The following is an 18,275-nucleotide window of genomic DNA, read 5'->3' on the forward strand; positions in this document are numbered from 1 at the left end:
TACTGGATGATTTTGGGTTAACAGCCTTTGACGATCCGGCAAGAAATGCCCTAATGGATATCGTTGAACAGAAGTATGACAAGACTTCTATTATCATTGCCGCACAGATACCGGTAAAAAACTGGCATGAAACAATTGGCGAAGGAACCATTGCCGATGCAATTCTAGACCGCATGGTTCACTCGTCACACCGCATTGAATTAACCGGTGAGTCAATGCGAAAAAACAAGATGAAAAAAGCTCAAATTAATTCATAAATTTGGTCACGAAATCATCCCTTTTTTTGTGGCACAACATCACCGAAACAAGTGGCACAATATCACCGAAATATCAAGGTAGGTCGAGGTAAATCATATCAATAAGAGTATTAATGGCGTTCGGAATCGAAATTTACGAAATTATTACTTTCCAAACCACTGTTTATTGCAAAAATTATACTTCAGAAGCATAATTTTATACGGCTGGTGCGCAATTTTAGTCGGCTAACGCACAATTTTATACGGCTCGTGCGCAATTTTATACGGCTCGTGCGCAATTTTAAGCGGCTGGTGTGCAATTTTAGTCGGCTCGTGCATAATTTTAGTCGGCTCGTGCACAATTTTAGTCGGCTAAAATATAATTATATACTTCTAAAGCATATTTTTATACGCCAAGTGTATATTTTTATACCTCTATCGTATATTTTTCGACTCGTAACGTATATTTTTGAACACCTAAAGAATAATTTTAGACAGCTAGAGACTATTTTTATACAACCGAAGCATAAAGTTCGATAGCCGACGTATTTTTGTAGACACCAAGAGCACAATTATAGGCTTCTACAACACTTTTTTTAAGTAGATATGGGAAGCGCACACCCGATATTACTAAAAGAAAGCCCGACAACATTTCTGTTTCGGGCTTTATATCTTTAAGTAATCGATGGAATTACTTCTTCATGTCCAATACCATTTGCTTAATCTCCTCCATCTGCTTTTTCATCAACTCATTCTCGGATTTTAGTTCCTCAATGATTTTCTGCTGATCCTTAACGGCCTCTACCAGCACAGCGGTCATTTCTGGATAGTTAATACCCTTCATGCCATCATTTTTATTGGTATAAACCAGTTCAGGAATAACAGCTTCAACCTCCTGAGCAATAAAGCCAACCCGCTTGATATCATTGGGCAATTTTTTCCAGTTATAGGTAACGCCTCTAAGTTTCAGCACCGATTGCAGCCCATAAGGGAGCGGCTCGATATTGGTTTTAAGCCTAACATCCGACCCTCCGCCCACGACAATGGTTCCATCTGTATCAATTGATAGAGGGGAAATAACGGTGGGAGCAAGCCCTCTAACCCTTAAATTGCCACCCACATCCAGCGAAGCGGTAGGGTCGTTCACACCAATACCCACATTGCCAGAATTAAAGTCTCCGAAAATTAGGGGTGTGGGGCCATTGGCTACAATAAACGTATTGGATGAATAGAATAAATCCGCACCAGCTCTTTGACCAATAAAAACATTTCCAGATCCAAAAGTGTTCACCAAACCGGCCTGCCTTCCAATAAAGATATTGTCGCTACCATTATACATGAAATCACCCATATACTCACCAGTAGTGTAAGCCCCCGCGCTATCCCCGATAAATATATTGTGCCTCCCCTCTAGAATCGATTTACCAGCTACATTGCCAATAAAGCAGTTTTTTGGGGTAATGTTAAGGTAACTCTCTGAGGTACCATCGGCGAGTGGTCGGGTAAGATTTAATCCTTTGGTGGAATCATTATTAATTATGGAAGTTTCCTTCGAATCGACCGAAAAAAGAATATTCTTTCCGGCCAAGCGTGTGGAATTACGGCCACTAATAGCAAAACCGCCCTTTGCTCCGCGAGTTGCATCAGTGTTTACATACACAATGGTAGAGTCGGTGGTAACCCTCAGCACATCTTTAATGCCCCGGGTGGAGTTACGGCCGCTCACGGCAAATCCGCCTTTGGCTCCGCGAACTGGGGCTGTTTCGTCGTAAACAACCTCTACTCCAGTTGGGTAAACTGAGAAAATCGGGTTTCCATTCTTATCCTTAACCTCAAATAGGGCTCCGCTGGAATTGGAGCTAGATCCATCCCAACTAAGAACGTTGCCGCTGGTTCCTCCTTTAGCCGCAAGGCTTCCGGCTGTTAACGCATAAGGAACAGAAACAATAGGGCTAGTGCCGCTAAGGTTGTAGCCTTGGTTGTTGATGTTGGCCTCCACTTTTAAGAAATAGGTTCCACTACCCCAATCGATGGTGCTAAAAACACCTTGGGTGGGCGTAACTGTACCAATAGTGCCCGTAACAACTCCTTGTGCATTGGTCGTGAAATTCTGCGTTTCCACATAAACGGCTGTACCAGTAGCACTGCCTTGAAGTATAGAAAACCTTAGAGCAACAGGGGTAGAGAGCTGAGGAGCTCCACTACTATTCCGAACAACCGATTGGTAACTCATCCCCTGAGGAACTTGGGCAAATATATCGTTTGTTAGAAATAACGACAGCCCAACTGCAAAAATAAGTAAACGTCGTATCATAGGTTTATTTGTTTGAGATTAGTTTATTTAACATTTCTTCGAGTTTGGCAATGCGAGCCTTGAGTTCGTCGATTGAAGCTTTTTGTTCGGTATTTTCTTTTGCCATTAGGGCAACCTTAGTATTCTCAGTCTTGAGTTGTTCTATTTGCAGCTGCTGGGCTTTTACAGCTTCAACAAGAACGGCGGATACTTTGTCGTAAGAAACAGACTTAAAGCCTTCGGCATCAGTAGTAACCACTTCAGGTAGGATAGACTCAACATCCTGCGCAATGAATCCCACTTGCTTACCACTTGTGAAATTACGGTCAGGGAAAGCTTCACGTTTCCAATCGAAACGAACACCCCTCAACTTCATGATCAAATCAATCGGGTTACTAATAGGAGTAACATTAGTTTTGAATCTTGTGTCAGACCATGTGGAAATCCCAGCAGTAATTGCCGTACCATTTGCCCAAATAGTACCACCCACTTCAAGCGTATAGGTAGTAGGCATCCGATTTATCCCAACCCTGTTTGCAGCAAAATCACCCCCAATAAGAGGTGTTGAACTGGTAGAGTTTTCAATGTAAAGTTTATCATTCCCTAATTCAGAATACCCAGCATAGGAGCCAAGAAAAACACATCTGCTACCAGTAGAACCCCTTCCCGCACCAAGACCTAAATATACATTCTCTTCACCGGTACTGTTTACAAATCCAGCATCTAACCCAATTGCAATATTACCCACACCAGAGGTAAGGCTTTGGCCTGAATAGGTTCCAATACAAACGTTGGCTTGCCCTGTACTTAATGAGTAACCGGCTGTTTCACCAATAAGCACATTGTAGCGGTTGGTCGTTAACCCATACCCTGCCTGATAGCCAATGGCAATATTGCGGTATCCGGTTGTGGCACTATAACCTGCCTGATAGCCAATAAAGGTGTTAAAATCGCCTAACCAAGACGCTCCTCCAGTGTTGCTAAAACCTGCTTGATAACCCAGAAAAGTATTATATAAACCATCCACATTGTTATTTCCTGCTTCTGATCCAAGAAATACGTTGTAGCTTCCATCCACGTTCTTCTGACCCGCTTTGTTTCCAATAAATACATTGTCGAAACCGATAGTGTTTTTCAAGCCAGCCTGATAGCCCGTGAAATTATTAAAAGAACCAGTAGTATTGGCCTTACCTACTTCATACCCAATGAAAATATTATTAGCACCAGTGGTATTTACAAGCCCGGTGGTGTAACCAAAAAAGGTATTGTAAAGTCCTGTTGTCTTTATTCCACTTTGGTGCCCAATAAAGTAATTATTTGGAAGAAGTTTCAGATAGCTATCTGTAGATCCAGAACCCCTCTGCCCAACGCCAAAACCTGAAGCTGCATTGGCGGTGTATATACGTGTACTATCAGGAGTAACGCGAAGGATTTCGCTTCCCGCCGCTCTGGTAGAATTTCGTCCGCTTACGGCAAAGCCACCCTTTGCTCCGCGCTTTGCAAGGTTATTCACGTATACTGTGGTAGAATCGGCATTCATACGCATAATATCGACAACTGCACGGGTGGAGTTACGACCACTAACCGCAAAGCCACCTTTAGCTCCGCGAACAGGTGCTGTTTCGTCGAATATAATCTCTACGCCTGTTGGGTAAACTGAGAAGATTGGGTTGCCACTTTTATCCTTTACTTCAAAAAGGGCTACGTTTGGATCGGAGTTGCCACCATCCCATGTAAGAACGTTGCCGCTGGCTCCTCCTGTTGTGGCAAGGCTTCCAGCTGTTAACGCATATGGAACCGAAACAATAGGGCTAGTGCCACTAAGGCTATAGCTGCCCTTGTTGCTAATATCAACCTCCACCTTCAGGTAGTAGCTATTGCCACCCCAGTTTATTGCACTAAAGGTGCCCTGAGTAGGAGTTCCTTTTCCTATTGTGGCTACAATAAGTCCCTGTGCACTAGTAGTAAAACTCTGCGTTTCAACATAAACAGCCGTACCTGTTTCACCGCCTTGAAGTATTGAGAACCGAATGGTTCCGGGTGTGGCTATTTGCGTGGCACCAGCACTATTTCGAACTACCGATTGGTAGCTAATTCCTTGAGGAATTTGGGCAAATAGATCATTTGTCAGAAATAACGACAGCCCAATGGCAAAAATAAGTAAACGTCGTATCATAGCTTTATTTGTTTGTTGCTAATTTATTTACCAGCTCTTCGAGCTTGGCAATGCGAGCCTTAAGTTCGTCGATTGAAGCTTTTTGTTCGGTATTTTCTTTTGCCTGATTGTTGATGATTAATTGTTGCTCTTTCATGGCTTCGACTAACAGAGCAGTAATAGGTGCATACTGCATAGAGTAAACATCGTTCTCCTTAGAGTAATTCACCACCTCAGGAATAATCTTTTCTGCCTCTTGAGCTATAAAACCAATTTGAATTCCCTTCTCGTGGTTTGAAGTATCTTTCCACTCGAAGTTGACCCCATGAAGAGCCATCACTTTTTCCAAAGGATTCTGAATGGTTTTGATACTCTTTTTTAAACGCATATCGGAATCATTAAACCACCCACCTGTTCCACCTGCGCTTCCATTCACAAAGAAATTTCTATTAGTTGAGTTGTTGGTATTTGTGCCATTTATAACCAATCTTCGGTTATCAAACTCGCCCCAAATAAGTGGTGCGGCTACCTGCGAATTATCAATAATCAACCGATTAGATACCGTTTGGAAGTATGCATAACCTACTTTATAGCCCATTATTATATTATTAGATCCGGTATTGCTCCAGCCTGCAGAATTTCCTATAAAGATGTTGCGATCTCCGTCGTTAATGGCACCTGCATTACTCCCCAACATTATGTTTTCATTACCAGTTGTTAAACTGCCACCTGCACCGCCACCTATTAAGATTTGCTGAGATCCCGTAGTTACGTTACGCCCAGTGTAACGGCCCATCATTATATTGAAAGAACCAGTTGTATTACTTTTTCCTGCCTCTGTACCAATAAAAATATTCTGGCTGGTGGTATTGCTATACCCGGCCTTATCTCCAATGGCAATATTATTTTGTCCACCTGAATTGCTCCATCCAGCTTGATTCCCCAAGAAAATATTATTGTAACTCTGGGTATTCTTACCGGCAGCATATCCAATAAACACGTTGTTAGTAGCAAACTGGTTATTGGAATTATAACCTGAACTATCCCCAATAAAGATGTTATTCTTAAGCGCAGTACCAGAATAACCAGCAAATTGACCAATAAATACATTATGCTCGCCTGTCAAGTTACTGTACCCTGAATTTTCGCCAAGGAAAAGGTTCGAGAATCCAGTTGTAGTTTTAAATCCACTCTCTTTTCCAATAAATAGGTTTGAAGAGCCAGTAGTATTACCGGCACCGCTGGATTTTCCTATGAAGACGTTACTTGAACCGCCAGTGTTTGTTTTGCCACTTTCGTTCCCAATAAAAACATTGCTCACACCAGTATTATTCGATAGACCGGCATTATAACCAAAGAAGGTATTGAACTGGCCCGAAGTGTTTGCCTTACCTGCTTGATATCCAACAAAAGAGTTGTAGCTGGCATTGTTGGTAAAACCCGCTTGATATCCCAAAAATGTATTGAAAGAACCGGTGGTGTTGGTCTTACCCACTTCGTACCCAATAAAAATATTGTTGGCACCAGTGGTGTTAGCAAGCCCGGTGGTGTAACCAAAAAAGGTATTGTAAAGGCCGGTTGTCTTTATTCCACTTTGGTGCCCAATAAAGTAATTATTCGGAAGAAGTTTCAGATAGCTATCTGTAGTTCCAGAACCCCTCTGCCCCACTCCAAAACCCGAAGCTGCATTGGATGTGTATATACGTGTGCTATCGGGGGTAACACGAAGGATTTCGCTTGCACCCGCTCTGGTTGAGTTTCGTCCGCTAACTGCAAAACCACCTTTTGCTCCTCGCTTTGCAAGGTTATTCACGTAGACTGTAGTAGAATCGGCATTCATACGCATAATATCGACAACTGCACGGGTGGAGTTACGACCACTAACCGCAAAGCCACCTTTAGCTCCGCGAACAGGTGCTGTTTCGTCGAATATAATCTCTACGCCTGTTGGGTAAACTGAGAAAATTGGATTTCCATTCTTGTCCTTTACCTCAAACAGAGCTACATTTGGATCGGTGTTGCCACCATCCCAAGTAAGAACGTTACTGCTGGAGCCTCCAGTTGCTGCAAGGTTTCCCGCTGTTCCGGAATACAAAGCGTAAGGAACCGAAACAATAGGACTTGTGCCACTGAGGCTATAGCTGCCCTTGTTGCTTATATCCACCTCTACCTTAAGATAGTAGTTGCCAACACTCCAGTTTATTGCACTAAATGTACCCTGAGTAGGACTACCTTTACCAATCGTAGCTACTATAAGTCCCTGCGCGCTGGTGGTAAATGTCTGCGTTTCAACATATACAGGCGTGCCCGATTCGCCGTCGACGAGTATTGAGAACCGAATGGTTCCAGGAGTGCTTATTTGCGTGGCACCAGCACTATTTCGAACAACCGATTGGTAGCTCATTCCTTGAGGAGCTTGGGCTTTTGCGCCTATTACTGCAAACACTACCAAAATTAAGATAGATATTATGCTCTTAGCTTTCATATCGTTAGATTTTAGTTTTTTCAATAAAAACAAAAAGAAATTAGCCATTAGGCTCATTAGTAGAAAAGCAGGTTTGCGCTATTACTCAACTGTTACAAATACAATAAACCTGAAATGGTTGGCAACCCATGTGTGCATTCATGTAAAAAGAAAATTTAGATGCAAACCAACTACCTGCTAGTTCTTAACGACCCTAATTACTTTGATGGAACGATCGTCGGACAATACCTTTAATAGATATATACCTTCAGAAAAATTTGAAAGGTCGATCTCAAACTTAACAATAGGTCCAGGCTGGCCAGAGTGTCGTAATATCTCTTGGCCTTTAAAGTCATAAAGAATGTAGGAGAGTGATTTACCTAGAAAATCGTTCATTTCCACATTAATTATCCCATTTGTGGGATTAGGATACACTGCAAGCACAGCAGAAGGAAGATTATCCTCAATGGAAGTAATTGTATACGAAGGTTGTTGGAAACCTTGGTTTAGAATGTATCCACCTCCAGAAAGGGTGGTGTTTGCTACCTCACCTACAGTATAAGTGACTGTATAAGAGGCGCCTACAATTGAGCCACCTGTAGTGCTAACAACTTGCTGCCCAGATGTGGATAGGCTCAATAGGCTCAGCAGAAAAAAATAGGATAAAAGTAGAGTTGGCTTCATGGCTATAGAGATTTATTAGTTTCATAAAAAACATCCGCTTACAATCAAACACATAGGATTGACAGTAAAAGATAAACATCAGTTGGATTGCAATTAATACGCCATAAACCTGCTGAAAAATATCATATAATTGGCAAAGGCACTAAATCAAATAGTGGTTTAAGAGCGAGCTAACCCAGCGATGTAAGTTACGGCATTAAAACAGGAAAGTAAACAAAAACCCCTTCTCTTTTAGCATTCGAGAAGGGGTTTTTAGAATTAGTAGTACTTTATCATTTAAAGTATGTTAAATCTTATCAGAATTAACGTATCGAATCCCAATGATTAATTGATCGTCTATTTGCTCAAGATTCCCCATCCAGTTGGTCGATTCCCCCTCAAACATTTCGAGTTGTTGAGTAATTGGTACCATGTGTATAGTTAATAAGAACTCTTTAAGCCTTTTCTTCATGTATTTTCGTTTATCGTCTCCGCCAAACTGATCTGGGAAACCATCGGTAAAAAGGTACATTACATCGTTCTCTTGCAGTTGTATCTCATGTCGGGTAAAAGGAGCTTCTTCGCGCACATGGATACCTATTGGCATCTTATCGGGCTTAAATTCCATTAACTCATTATTGCGAATAAGGAAAAGAGGATTGTTTGCGCCCGAAAACTCGAGCAATCCACTCTTTAAATCGATACGAACTATGCCGATATCCATCCCGTCCTTATTCTCTCCTTCCTTTCCAGTTTGGTTGAGCGATCGGATCACAAAATCCCGAAGCACGTTAAGAATCTCATCGGTGTGCTGCACCGCAGGATCGGACGCAATTTCATTTAAGAAGGCAACCCCTAGCATGCTCATAAATGCCCCAGGCACACCATGTCCCGTGCAATCAACCGCAGCTGCAATTACCACATTCTGAGCCTCAAAGTGGTAGATCCAATAAAAGTCACCACTTACGATATCACGAGGCTTGAAGAATATAAAGTATTCGAGCTTTGGCGACGATTGCTTATTGGGCAATACGGCAGTCTGTATACGTTTAGCATAGCGAATTGAGTCCGTAATATCCTTGTTCTTCTTCTCAATTTCTAGGTTTTTATAGACAATCTCATCCTTCTGCATCACCACCTCAGCAGTTCGCTCCTTGACAATTTGCTCCAACCGTTTCTTGTCTTCCTCGAGTTTTCTGGTATAAAAACGAACAATCAAATAAATCCCAAACAAACCGAGTAACACATACATTATAAAGGCAAGGGTTGTGCGATACCAAGGAGGGAAAATTTCAAAAACGAAGCAGGTAGGCTTCGTCTCCTCACCATAAATATTTCGAGCCTTTGCCCAGAATTTATAACTTCCTTCCGAAAGGTTTGGGTAGCTCTTGCGGTTTTCGCTGGTCCACTTAAGGTATCCCCTATCGAAACCTTCGAGGTAGTAGCTGTATTGGATTTTGGCTTCCTCTTCAAAGAAGGGTGCAGCCACAGTAAAAGTTATATAGTTAAACTTAAAATCCAGCGAACTATTTAGCATAAGGGCACCATCGGCGTTAATGCTTATCTGCTTGTTCGTGCTAGCATCAAAGTTGCCGTAGTAGAGCAGCGAATCCTCTGCAAGGGTTATGGAACGAATCAAGGTCTTGAAAGATGCATTTGGCAACTTACCTAACAGATTTAAATTCAAGGAGAATAAACCTTTCAACCCTCCAATCCAAACGGTGGAACCGTCCATGTCTTGAAAGATTTCAGGAGTATTCATCGAGGGCACTCTTCCACCAATCTGATTGTTGAGCAACCATCCATTTTTACCTCTTGTTGCTAGGAAATACTTAAACTCAGTTTGATCCTTAACAACCAGCAATAGCCTGTCCTTACTCAATGTGGAAACGCTTAATATTTTCTTTGCAGGAATACGGAATATAGAATCAATTTCGGTAGTTGCAGCGAGATTTCCATTACTGTACTTTAACGAAACAGAATCAGAGACAATGTAAACATTGCCTTCAACCTCCAAGATTCGCCCTTGAATGCCTGTTCGTTCAGCAATTTTTTTATTACCTCCGCTAGGCTCAATTAGGAATAAGCCATTTTTTGTTCTCCCAAGCAAGCTACCGTCCTTTAAATCGATCAATTCCTTACAGTAATCGTTAATGCTCTCCCATGAGTTATCGAGTCGCCATACACCATTATCGTTTACCAGTCGCTTTAAGCTGCGCTCGCTTACGGCGTAAATTACGCTTTTGCCCGCTCTGGGTTTCAAAAAGCGATAGGTGAGTGCATCCACCGATCCAAATGCGCTGATTCTAGAACCATTTATTCGGTATATATCTTGAGTTGAGCCAACAAGCAAAACATCTTTACCTTTTTCTTGAGTAACCATAAGGGTATTAACCTGACCCTTAATTTGATCGATTTGGATAAACTCGGGTAGGCCAAAGTTGTTAAACCGTAACTTATACAAACCCCTAATGGTACCAACATATAGGTCGTTGTTGTATCGCCTAATTGCCATAACATTTCCGAGAAGCCCCGATTCATCGGCAAAGCGCGAGGTGATAGATGGATAATCGACACGAGCAACTCCAAGGGTTAATGTGAGCCATATAGATTTGGATTGTGCAGAAGATGGTGCAACAAGTTGATTTGTTGTCTCCTCGTTTGTAAGCCCATACTTCTTGGAAATTAAACTCAGTATTTCACCCTTCTTGTTGATAATAATAGCCCCTCCGAGGGTTCCTAGTGAGTAGGTTGAGTCGTTTATCAGAGCAGCAGAGTAGAAATTATTGGTCTTTAAAAATGCATTAACACTCTTGGCTGAGGCTGAACCATCAAATATCTTAGTTTTTCCTGTTATTAAATCGTATAAAAACAGCCCATCTACACTCGTTCCCACTAGCCAAGTGCTTGTATTGTATGGCAAAACAGCAAATACATCCTTTTCCTTAAAGAAATTACCACCAGATAATGGATACACCTGATTACCTTTTATTTTAAAAAGGCCTTGCTCCCAATTACCAAACACAAGCTGATTGTCTACAACAAAGGCAAGGAAACTATTCTTAGGCAAATCAATGGTTTGGATGGAGTCGTCCGAAGGATTGTAGACAAAAACTACTTTTAGGGAGCAGAAGTAAATTTTCCCTGCAAGTGCATAGGTTTTCCATATTGTATTGATCTCCTTTCCTGACCCAAACCGAGCCGAAAGGTATTGAGGATAGTGCTTGCCAAGTGCATCGATTTTGATGACACCAAACGATTGGTTGCCTCCAAAATAAACGCAGTTATTGAGGCACACGAGCGATTGAATTCGTTCGTCATCAACAACGATCGACCGCCATTCTTTTCCATCATATTCCAGAATTGCCCTCTCATTACCAAAGTACATTATGCCATTATCGTCGCTGGTGAGCGACCAGTTGGACTCAGCATTCTTATACTCTTCAGGGAGGTATTGCTTGCTAAATGGGATTCCCAGTGGTGAGATCTGGGCAACAACAAATGCGGGTAGAAGCGCCAGCAATGAAACGGTTAGGACAAGTATTCTCTTCATAACGGTATATAGAACAGCCTAAAAATACTAATTCCCTGAAACTATATCAACGTTTTGATAAAATATGTGAGAGATGATGGTAACCATGATCGCATTTAGTCGATCATATCCAGAACTTTGAAGGTTTAAATCTTGGAAATCAGGCCCCTTTCCGAACTCCCTACCACTATGTAATGAAATCGTTTGGCAAGAAAATAAAAAACGTTTTTTGTTTTTTCGATCAAAATCTTTTCTCAAACGTTTTAGATTTGACTAATCGCGAAAATAGTTACAACGGAGAGAGGCACGACAAAATACCTATAGGTGTGCATGTCTGATACTTACTTCAATTCATTAAATCACAGCCTTCCAGTATCGAATGTTCTATAGCAGCAAGAATTTAGGATAAGATTACTAATTTCAACCAAATTAATTTGCAAACAATATGAGCACAAACAACTATAGTAACCAGGTGGTTACAGAAAAAAAGCGGAAGGATATTATTCGCTATATCAACATGAAACTTGCCTCCATGGGTCAACCAATCTATGAGGGAGAAAGCAATGATTTGCAGGAAGGAATGACAGAGCAGGAATTTGTGAACCTTGCCGAAAGCCTACTGAACAACTATAAAGAAAAGATGCGCCTTCTTTCGATGGAGATCATCAACCCAGCCGATAAACGCATCCAAAATTTTATAAATCGCTATCTAAACGACCTTGAGTATAGTCTGCCGTTGCGCATTCCGTTCGATTCGTTTGTGCTCGACAAGGCTGGAATAGGTCGGGAAGTAAGCCTTCCACCGAATTCGAACAAGTTTGAAAACAAACTGATAAAATCGTATCGCATAGCCCAAGGGGTGCTTCACAATCCGCTGCACGACAGAAGGACAACCAAGGACTCCTTTCATATTGTAAAGGGCGGTCTACCTGTACCTCCCGACAAGAAGGAAGTTCCAAAACTTGCCTTCGCCCACATGCTTCACTCGGCTCTTACGCCACCCGAAGAGTATATGATTCTCCCATTCACTTCGGCGCAGAAGAACAAGGCTCACCTGTGGACGTCTCTACTGCTCCGCCCAACCGTTTCGCCAGAGGTGCCCGGATTTATGCCACGGAAAACCATGGAGATCCGATTCTTTGCTCCCGCTTCGTTGGTTAGCAACCTCGATTTTGTGGAATCGATCTTTGGAAATGCCGGAGATCCTTACCTCTTCAAAAACGACTCAGGCCTTGATATTGAACACTGGTCTGGACATACGGGATGTGTAATTCTTGCCCCACAACTACTAGAACTTAAAAAATCAGAGATAGGCCTTCCTAACTGGGAAGATGCCACCGAGCGTCAGCGCAAGGATGGCATGTGCTGGAAAGACAAAAATGAACTCTACAACGAGGGTGTTGCCTTTAAGGTAACCTGCCGCGATGAGAGTGGTGTCGTAATCACGCTGATCGCCGACAACTACTTTGGCTACTCTAAAAAAGAGGTGAAAACTCAAATTAGCTATGCGGCAAACATGCTGGGCCTTTCGGAAGAAGAGCACGCTGGTGGAACGCTCGCCTTCTCCAGACGAAATGTAGGGAACAGATTTTCTGCTTCGGAATTGATTAAAAATTTTGAGGGCAAATTCTCCTTCGAAGAGGTAAAAAAACAGTTTGCCCACATGATGGATATACTCCCTGAAAACTATGGGGTAGACAAGCTGCATTCAAACGTAATATACTTACCCGAAAATGCTGAATTCACGCTTAACGATAGCCGCATATCATGGGATTACAAGGGAAAGAAAACAGGTATAAAACTGCTTCGCAACCACTTCTATGTTTTGCCTAGCGGACAAAAGGTGCACATGGAAAAGCATCCCTTTGCCCCAAACTGGTATCTTGTTTTGACCTTTGCCGAAGGATCTTTTCTGCATAAGCCAAGCACCGTTTCGGGCGGAGGAAAGTCGGAGATCTCCAAATCGTTGCTTAACGCCATTAATTACGGAACCTTCTACATTGATAATAAGGAAACAGATTTTGCAAAGGTCGATGAAATCATTGCTTACGATTATAGCCACCGTTGGAAAAACTCTTCCGACAAGAAGGAGGTAAATCGTACAATTCTAGGGCCCGATCGCACTCTTGGATCGGTAATAAAACTGCTTACCCCATACGATGGCTATACTGATGAATACAACACTTTTATAAAATCGATACCCGATCAGGTTAAAGCCCTTCTATTCCTTATCAAAAAAGTGAGTCAAAATCAAGTAATTGGTACCGACTGGCGCAGCCTCTTCTCAATAGATACGGTAAATGGTCGTATGGGCCACTCCCTGATGCACGACAATAGGAAGATTAATACCTCTTACCTCAGGGTAGGTTTCGCTCAGGATAAGTCATGGTATATGCACTCGTTACGGCCCGATTTTATTGCGGCAGCCAAGGTGCAAATGGAGGACGATATTTCCGCAACAATTACCGTTCCGGCTAATCTTCTGGAGTATCTCCACCCCGATCAGAAGAACCTAAGCGTAAAGTTAGTGGAGAATTGCGAAAAACTCTTTTTTCAACGCCCCGATGAGGCAATACACCGCGGTTACGATAAGCAGGCGGAGGAGGATCTCTCGCAGCAAAACAACTTCACCACGAACTACGAACCGCTTTCCCCTGATGATGGAAAAGAGATTATTGAGGATGCCATCCATTTCGACAAGTACACCGATCCTATCAAAACACTCATAATCAGGGGAGCCGCCGACAAAAATGGAAACTTCTTTATTACGCCATCGCACCTGCGGAAACTCGACAATAATACACGCTCGGGAAACCCACGCTACCTTCAAACCAACCCCGATTTCTCAAACCCAGTTGATGGATACCTTGCCAAAGTGGGCATTCGGCTTTTCCGAAAAATCCCATTGGACAAACCGGTAAACTTTCCCGTTACCAATATTCTAGCGGGGCGGAAAAACAACCCAGCCGACATCAAGGCTGGCTTGCGATCGCTGAGCGTTTACAACCCAATTCACTACCAAGAGTATCCTGAACTGTTCATGGATTTCATTTGCAGCCTAACGGGAAAATCGCCCTCTACTACAGGAGCCGGCTCCGAAGGGGCCCTTACAAAAGGTCCATTTAATATGTTGGTAGCAACAACCGACCTCAACAACGCTCTTCTTTCCTACATCCTTACCGGATATGATGGATTCTCCACCTCGGCTGGGTATGTGGGCCCTAAGAACCGATTCGATCACGACATCAGTATTTTGATTCCTGAGTTGTGGTGTCGCATGGATAGTGAGGAGAAAAAACCGACTCGCCTAATCCGTGAAGGGCTGCTTGAAAAGGTCGATGATTTTGAATTTAAGGGTCAAAAAGTTCTTGCGAGCCGTTTGGGTTACCGTATTACCCGATCATTCATTTTCAAGCATCTCGGTCGTATTTTTGAGGAACCCATGGGAGTATTCTCCGACGAAGTGCTTCGTCCTGAACTTCAGGATATGGAGGAGTTTGTGGATGGAGTAAACAATATAGTGGAGGCCCAGCAAAAATCTGCCATGATGTATATTGAGGATGGAAGCGTGGAGTCGGCTATTCCGCCCCTTCAAGTCCTTATTCATGTTATGGCACATGGCGACTTCAAGGGGATGGAACTCTCCAATCCAGAACTTAGAAAGATGTTTACCCGCGAATATGTCGTGGCAAGCGATTGGTATAAGGAGCGCTTGAGTTTGAAGCAACAACGCGACACCAAGCATTGGCAAGCCCAGATTGATTATATAACTGCGTTTAAGGATAAAAAAGTGAACCAATCCATCATAGAGGAACTACGCATCGATGAGAAATTGGTTTTCGCCCAAAAGGAACTGACGCACGTTAAATCTGACTCATACCTCAAACACCTAGAAGGAACCATTGGTCTCGACAATATCTTTAAGCGTAAAATGTAATTGCAACAATTGTTCCAATATTTAGACAAACAAGCCGTTCCCCAGTTGGGACGGCTTGTTTGATATTCTGCCGGTTACACTAGTTGCGAATGGAAGTCCGTTCTAATCTATATCCTTAAATATTATCCGAAATACGCCTACCTCTTTTATTCTTCAGACTTCCCCACCCAATTTCGCCCTACCAAAAAGGATTAACCATCCCATCGCCTTTGATAAGCGAGTAAATGTTTAACACAACATAGGAGAAGATAAAGTTCAAGGCTGAAATGATACCTGCAAAGATAAAAAGTGCAGCAAACATCCCCACATACTTGTTGATTACACCGCCGTAGCTCTCAATTTTCAGGTAGCTCCACCAGTGACCAAAGTGATTGCTAACCCCAGTAACCTCAAGCAACATTATGATAGTATTGATGAGCAAAAAGAAAAGCACCAGCGAAATTAATCCGCTCAAGGCTCCCTTGATATCAGAAGGGCTCAACTCCATGTGCGACGAAATGCAAACTGCAACGTAGAGGAATACCCAAAATAGTAAATGGGAAAAGTTGCTCCAGAAAAAGAGTGATTCCAGCGTTGAAATAGCTGTTCCTTTTAGCGAGTCGAAGATTGCCCCAAAGCTGAGTTGGTTTGCACTGGCCATCACCTTGCTTTGCGCATCAATGGAGGCCATCACCTCTTTGGCGTTGGGAAGGAGATAATAAAGAGCAGCATAGAGCACTACTGCTCCAAATATGATTGGTCCCACGCCAATAAAGAAATTGCCAATGCGCTGATAAATACTCGTTCTATCGTAGGTGTGATTCACATAGCCAATGGTTCCATCGGTGGAGTTGGGCGTAAAAAGCTTTATTTCGACAATGCGGTGGCGAAAGATAAGGCAGAAAAGCGCATGGCCCAGCTCGTGCACTGGCGTTCCTATCCAGCCAGTAGCCACCACATCAAGCTTCCACCCCACCGTCTTGGCGTATGTGGCTCGCGTAAACCGCGCAAGGAGGTAAAGAATAAAGCCAAAGATAAAGAGGGTGCCCAGAATCCACATTAGCTGAGTAGCGGTAATAACTACCACCACCTTTAAAAAATCGAGAGTGCTGTTCATATTAGACATGAAAAGGAAATTTAAGGCAAGTATAGAAAAAAGTTGGGCGCGATATGCCTAAATCTCTAGGAAAAAGTATGGCAATACTCCTAGTTCTACGAAACAATAGCGCCTCACACACCGGCTATTTTCGCACTACAAGAAGGAATTATGCCGCTTCAAACAACCTTTTTCTCGCTCCGAGTAGCAATTTTGAGGATTTTAAAGCAATTCACAGTTCATTAGACACTTATAAGCAGGCGTCTTAAGTCGATTCCAAAACAGGGAAGAATGCAAAACCAAGACATAAAATTATACATAATTGGTTCATTCTATTTTTGACTTCTCGCTGACACAACGTGCCGCGTAAAGACATGTTTATTGGCTACAAGTAACACGATTACCAAAAGGCCAAAAGCATCAAAAGGCGTCAATATTAACGTTGATGCCTTTTGATGCTATCGCTTACACACGCATTTGGATAGAGATGCCAAAACTGTAAATAATCGTTTATTTACCTCTATTATTTTACAGGTGTAATATGAATAAAATGCTTGTTTTCATAATTCAATTCGCCGGAATCATCACGATCCTCACCCGCAAAAGCATCAAATCCGACAATATATCGACTACCATCTTTACATTTTATAAGTCCTTTTTCTAAATCTAAAGTATAGATATCCTTGAAGAATTGGAACTTGCCCTCCGAACCATTTATAGTCACAAATAAAGGATTCATCAACCGCTTATAATTGTTGTCATATCGCTCACCTCTACTGAGATTCGTTTCTACAATTGTTTTCGCGTAATCTTTTGTTTCGGTAGCCTGAACTGGGATGAAAAATTCTAAATCATCGTTTTCAGATGCAATTAAGTTGAAATTACTCTCAAGTTTGCTGCATGGAAGGTTCATCATAAACATTTTTTCGAAAGCTAGGGTTACACTATTATATACGAACACGAAACCCTCTGCATAATATCGTACGGAAGGGGGCATTCCTGGCCCATTAAAGGTGGGATCGCTTACATTGTATACCGACTGACCCCAGATATATAACTTCGTATTGGTTTTCTGAACGCCCTGCATTTCAAACCCTTGAACACCCCAACGAAAAGCAGGTTTATCTGCTAAAGATCCAAGTTCTTTACGAGAACAAATAAGTTGATCGGTATTGCTAGTTGGAATAACAGTATTCGCCTTTAGTTGCTCCGCAGTATACTTAAAATCCACACAATCACCATTCTTACTTAATTTTTTTATCCCAAAAATATCACCATTGGCACCATAAGAATGAAAAGATATATAAAGATTCTCTCCATCTCCAAAAACACCATGAATCCGCTCCCACCCTTTATTATCGGGCCTGAAATTAACCAATGATGATATTATCTCACCCTTATTGGAACAAAAAACAAGTTGTATATTCTCCTTATTTGGATCTGATGCCTTTCCTGCATTCAATCTTTCAAAAAAGAGTAACTGCCCAATTGCATTTTTGGAATCGTTTATATCATAAACTGTTTTTTGTTCTTTATAAGTTCTTGGATAATCAAATGAAACTTTAACCTGATTTTGTATAGTACCTTAAATCCGCAGGTCGATTGCTAGGTTTTAAATCTTAGCGTATTTAGGTTTGCTTGGTGGATATTTTGCCATTTTTTTGGTTCGACATAGCCCTTCTTTGCGTCACTTCTTCCGTTTTTCGCTCCCCCTATGGTTTGCAACTTCCTTTTTTGGAAGCCTGCAACAATAAAAACCGTAACGAACCGTAAGTGTCAGGTATTCAATTACTAGCTATTGAGGCGCGGGCATACCTTTCCCATTGGGCACAGCAGCGTGGCCGCTTCACTCCAGCAGCAGGTGGTATTTCTTGGCCGAAAAGAGCTTTAGGATGCGCTGTCGTCCCCGCATTATCCACT

At 42.2% G+C, this 18,275-nt stretch carries 9 protein-coding genes; 2 read left to right on the forward strand and 7 right to left on the reverse strand.

Annotation, left to right across the window (positions count from 1 at the left end):
- The coding region (locus BLS65_RS14930; RefSeq protein WP_170830151.1) for an ATP-binding protein at positions 1-257 on the forward strand (257 nt) is incomplete at its 5' end.
- 670 nt (positions 258-927) lie between these two features.
- Here BLS65_RS14930 and BLS65_RS14935 read toward each other — a convergent pair.
- The 5 genes from BLS65_RS14935 to BLS65_RS14955 all read right to left on the reverse strand — a co-directional run bounded on the left by BLS65_RS14935 (position 928) and on the right by BLS65_RS14955 (position 11,364).
- Complete coding sequence (locus BLS65_RS14935) at positions 928-2,550, reverse strand: tail fiber domain-containing protein (RefSeq protein ID WP_092440429.1); 1,623 nt, start codon at positions 2,548-2,550, stop codon at positions 928-930.
- Positions 2,551-2,554: 4 nt separating this feature from the next.
- Positions 2,555-4,705 carry a tail fiber domain-containing protein gene (locus BLS65_RS14940; protein WP_092440431.1) on the reverse strand — a complete coding sequence of 717 codons (2,151 nt, stop codon included), beginning with the start codon at positions 4,703-4,705 and terminating at the stop codon, positions 2,555-2,557.
- 4 nt (positions 4,706-4,709) lie between these two features.
- The gene (locus BLS65_RS14945) at positions 4,710-7,169 is read right to left on the reverse strand and encodes a tail fiber domain-containing protein (protein WP_170830152.1); all 2,460 of its coding nucleotides are present in this window, start codon (positions 7,167-7,169) and stop codon (positions 4,710-4,712) included.
- A gap of 177 nt (positions 7,170-7,346) precedes the next feature.
- A complete protein-coding gene (locus BLS65_RS14950; protein WP_092440435.1) occupies positions 7,347-7,832 on the reverse strand; it encodes a T9SS type A sorting domain-containing protein in 486 nt (161 codons plus the stop codon).
- Between the two features lie 286 nt (positions 7,833-8,118).
- Positions 8,119-11,364: a SpoIIE family protein phosphatase gene (locus tag BLS65_RS14955; RefSeq protein WP_092440437.1), complete on the reverse strand. Its 3,246-nt coding sequence runs from the start codon at positions 11,362-11,364 to the stop codon at positions 8,119-8,121.
- 424 nt (positions 11,365-11,788) lie between these two features.
- On the opposite strand from BLS65_RS14955, the gene BLS65_RS14960 reads away from it, so the two are divergent.
- A complete protein-coding gene (locus tag BLS65_RS14960) occupies positions 11,789-15,280 on the forward strand; it encodes a PPi-type phosphoenolpyruvate carboxykinase family protein (RefSeq protein WP_092440439.1) in 3,492 nt (1,163 codons plus the stop codon).
- A gap of 178 nt (positions 15,281-15,458) precedes the next feature.
- Here BLS65_RS14960 and BLS65_RS14965 read toward each other — a convergent pair whose 3' ends face one another.
- Together BLS65_RS14965 and BLS65_RS14970 are read right to left on the reverse strand one after the other, a co-directional pair.
- The gene (locus BLS65_RS14965; RefSeq protein ID WP_125869898.1) at positions 15,459-16,385 is read right to left on the reverse strand and encodes a hypothetical protein; all 927 of its coding nucleotides are present in this window, start codon (positions 16,383-16,385) and stop codon (positions 15,459-15,461) included.
- A 493-nt stretch (positions 16,386-16,878) separates the two neighbouring features.
- On the reverse strand, positions 16,879-17,817 hold the full coding sequence (locus tag BLS65_RS14970; protein WP_092440443.1) for a hypothetical protein: 939 nt from the start codon (positions 17,815-17,817) through the stop codon (positions 16,879-16,881).
- Positions 17,818-18,275 lie beyond the last annotated feature (458 nt).

The sequence above is a fragment of the Williamwhitmania taraxaci genome (assembly GCF_900096565.1).
Lineage (GTDB): Bacteria > Bacteroidota > Bacteroidia > Bacteroidales > Williamwhitmaniaceae > Williamwhitmania > Williamwhitmania taraxaci.

Excerpts from the sequence above, each read along its gene's own strand:
- BLS65_RS14955 (WP_092440437.1), bottom strand. The coding sequence starts at position 11,364 with ATGAAGAGAATACTTGTCCTAACCGTTTCATTGCTGGCGCTTCTACCC.
- BLS65_RS14960 (WP_092440439.1), top strand. The coding sequence starts at position 11,789 with ATGAGCACAAACAACTATAGTAACCAGGTGGTTACAGAAAAAAAGCGG.
- BLS65_RS14945 (WP_170830152.1), bottom strand. The coding sequence starts at position 7,169 with ATGAAAGCTAAGAGCATAATATCTATCTTAATTTTGGTAGTGTTTGCA.
- BLS65_RS14965 (WP_125869898.1), bottom strand. The coding sequence starts at position 16,385 with ATGTCTAATATGAACAGCACTCTCGATTTTTTAAAGGTGGTGGTAGTT.
- BLS65_RS14950 (WP_092440435.1), bottom strand. The coding sequence starts at position 7,832 with ATGAAGCCAACTCTACTTTTATCCTATTTTTTTCTGCTGAGCCTATTG.
- BLS65_RS14940 (WP_092440431.1), bottom strand. The coding sequence starts at position 4,705 with ATGATACGACGTTTACTTATTTTTGCCATTGGGCTGTCGTTATTTCTG.
- BLS65_RS14935 (WP_092440429.1), bottom strand. The coding sequence starts at position 2,550 with ATGATACGACGTTTACTTATTTTTGCAGTTGGGCTGTCGTTATTTCTA.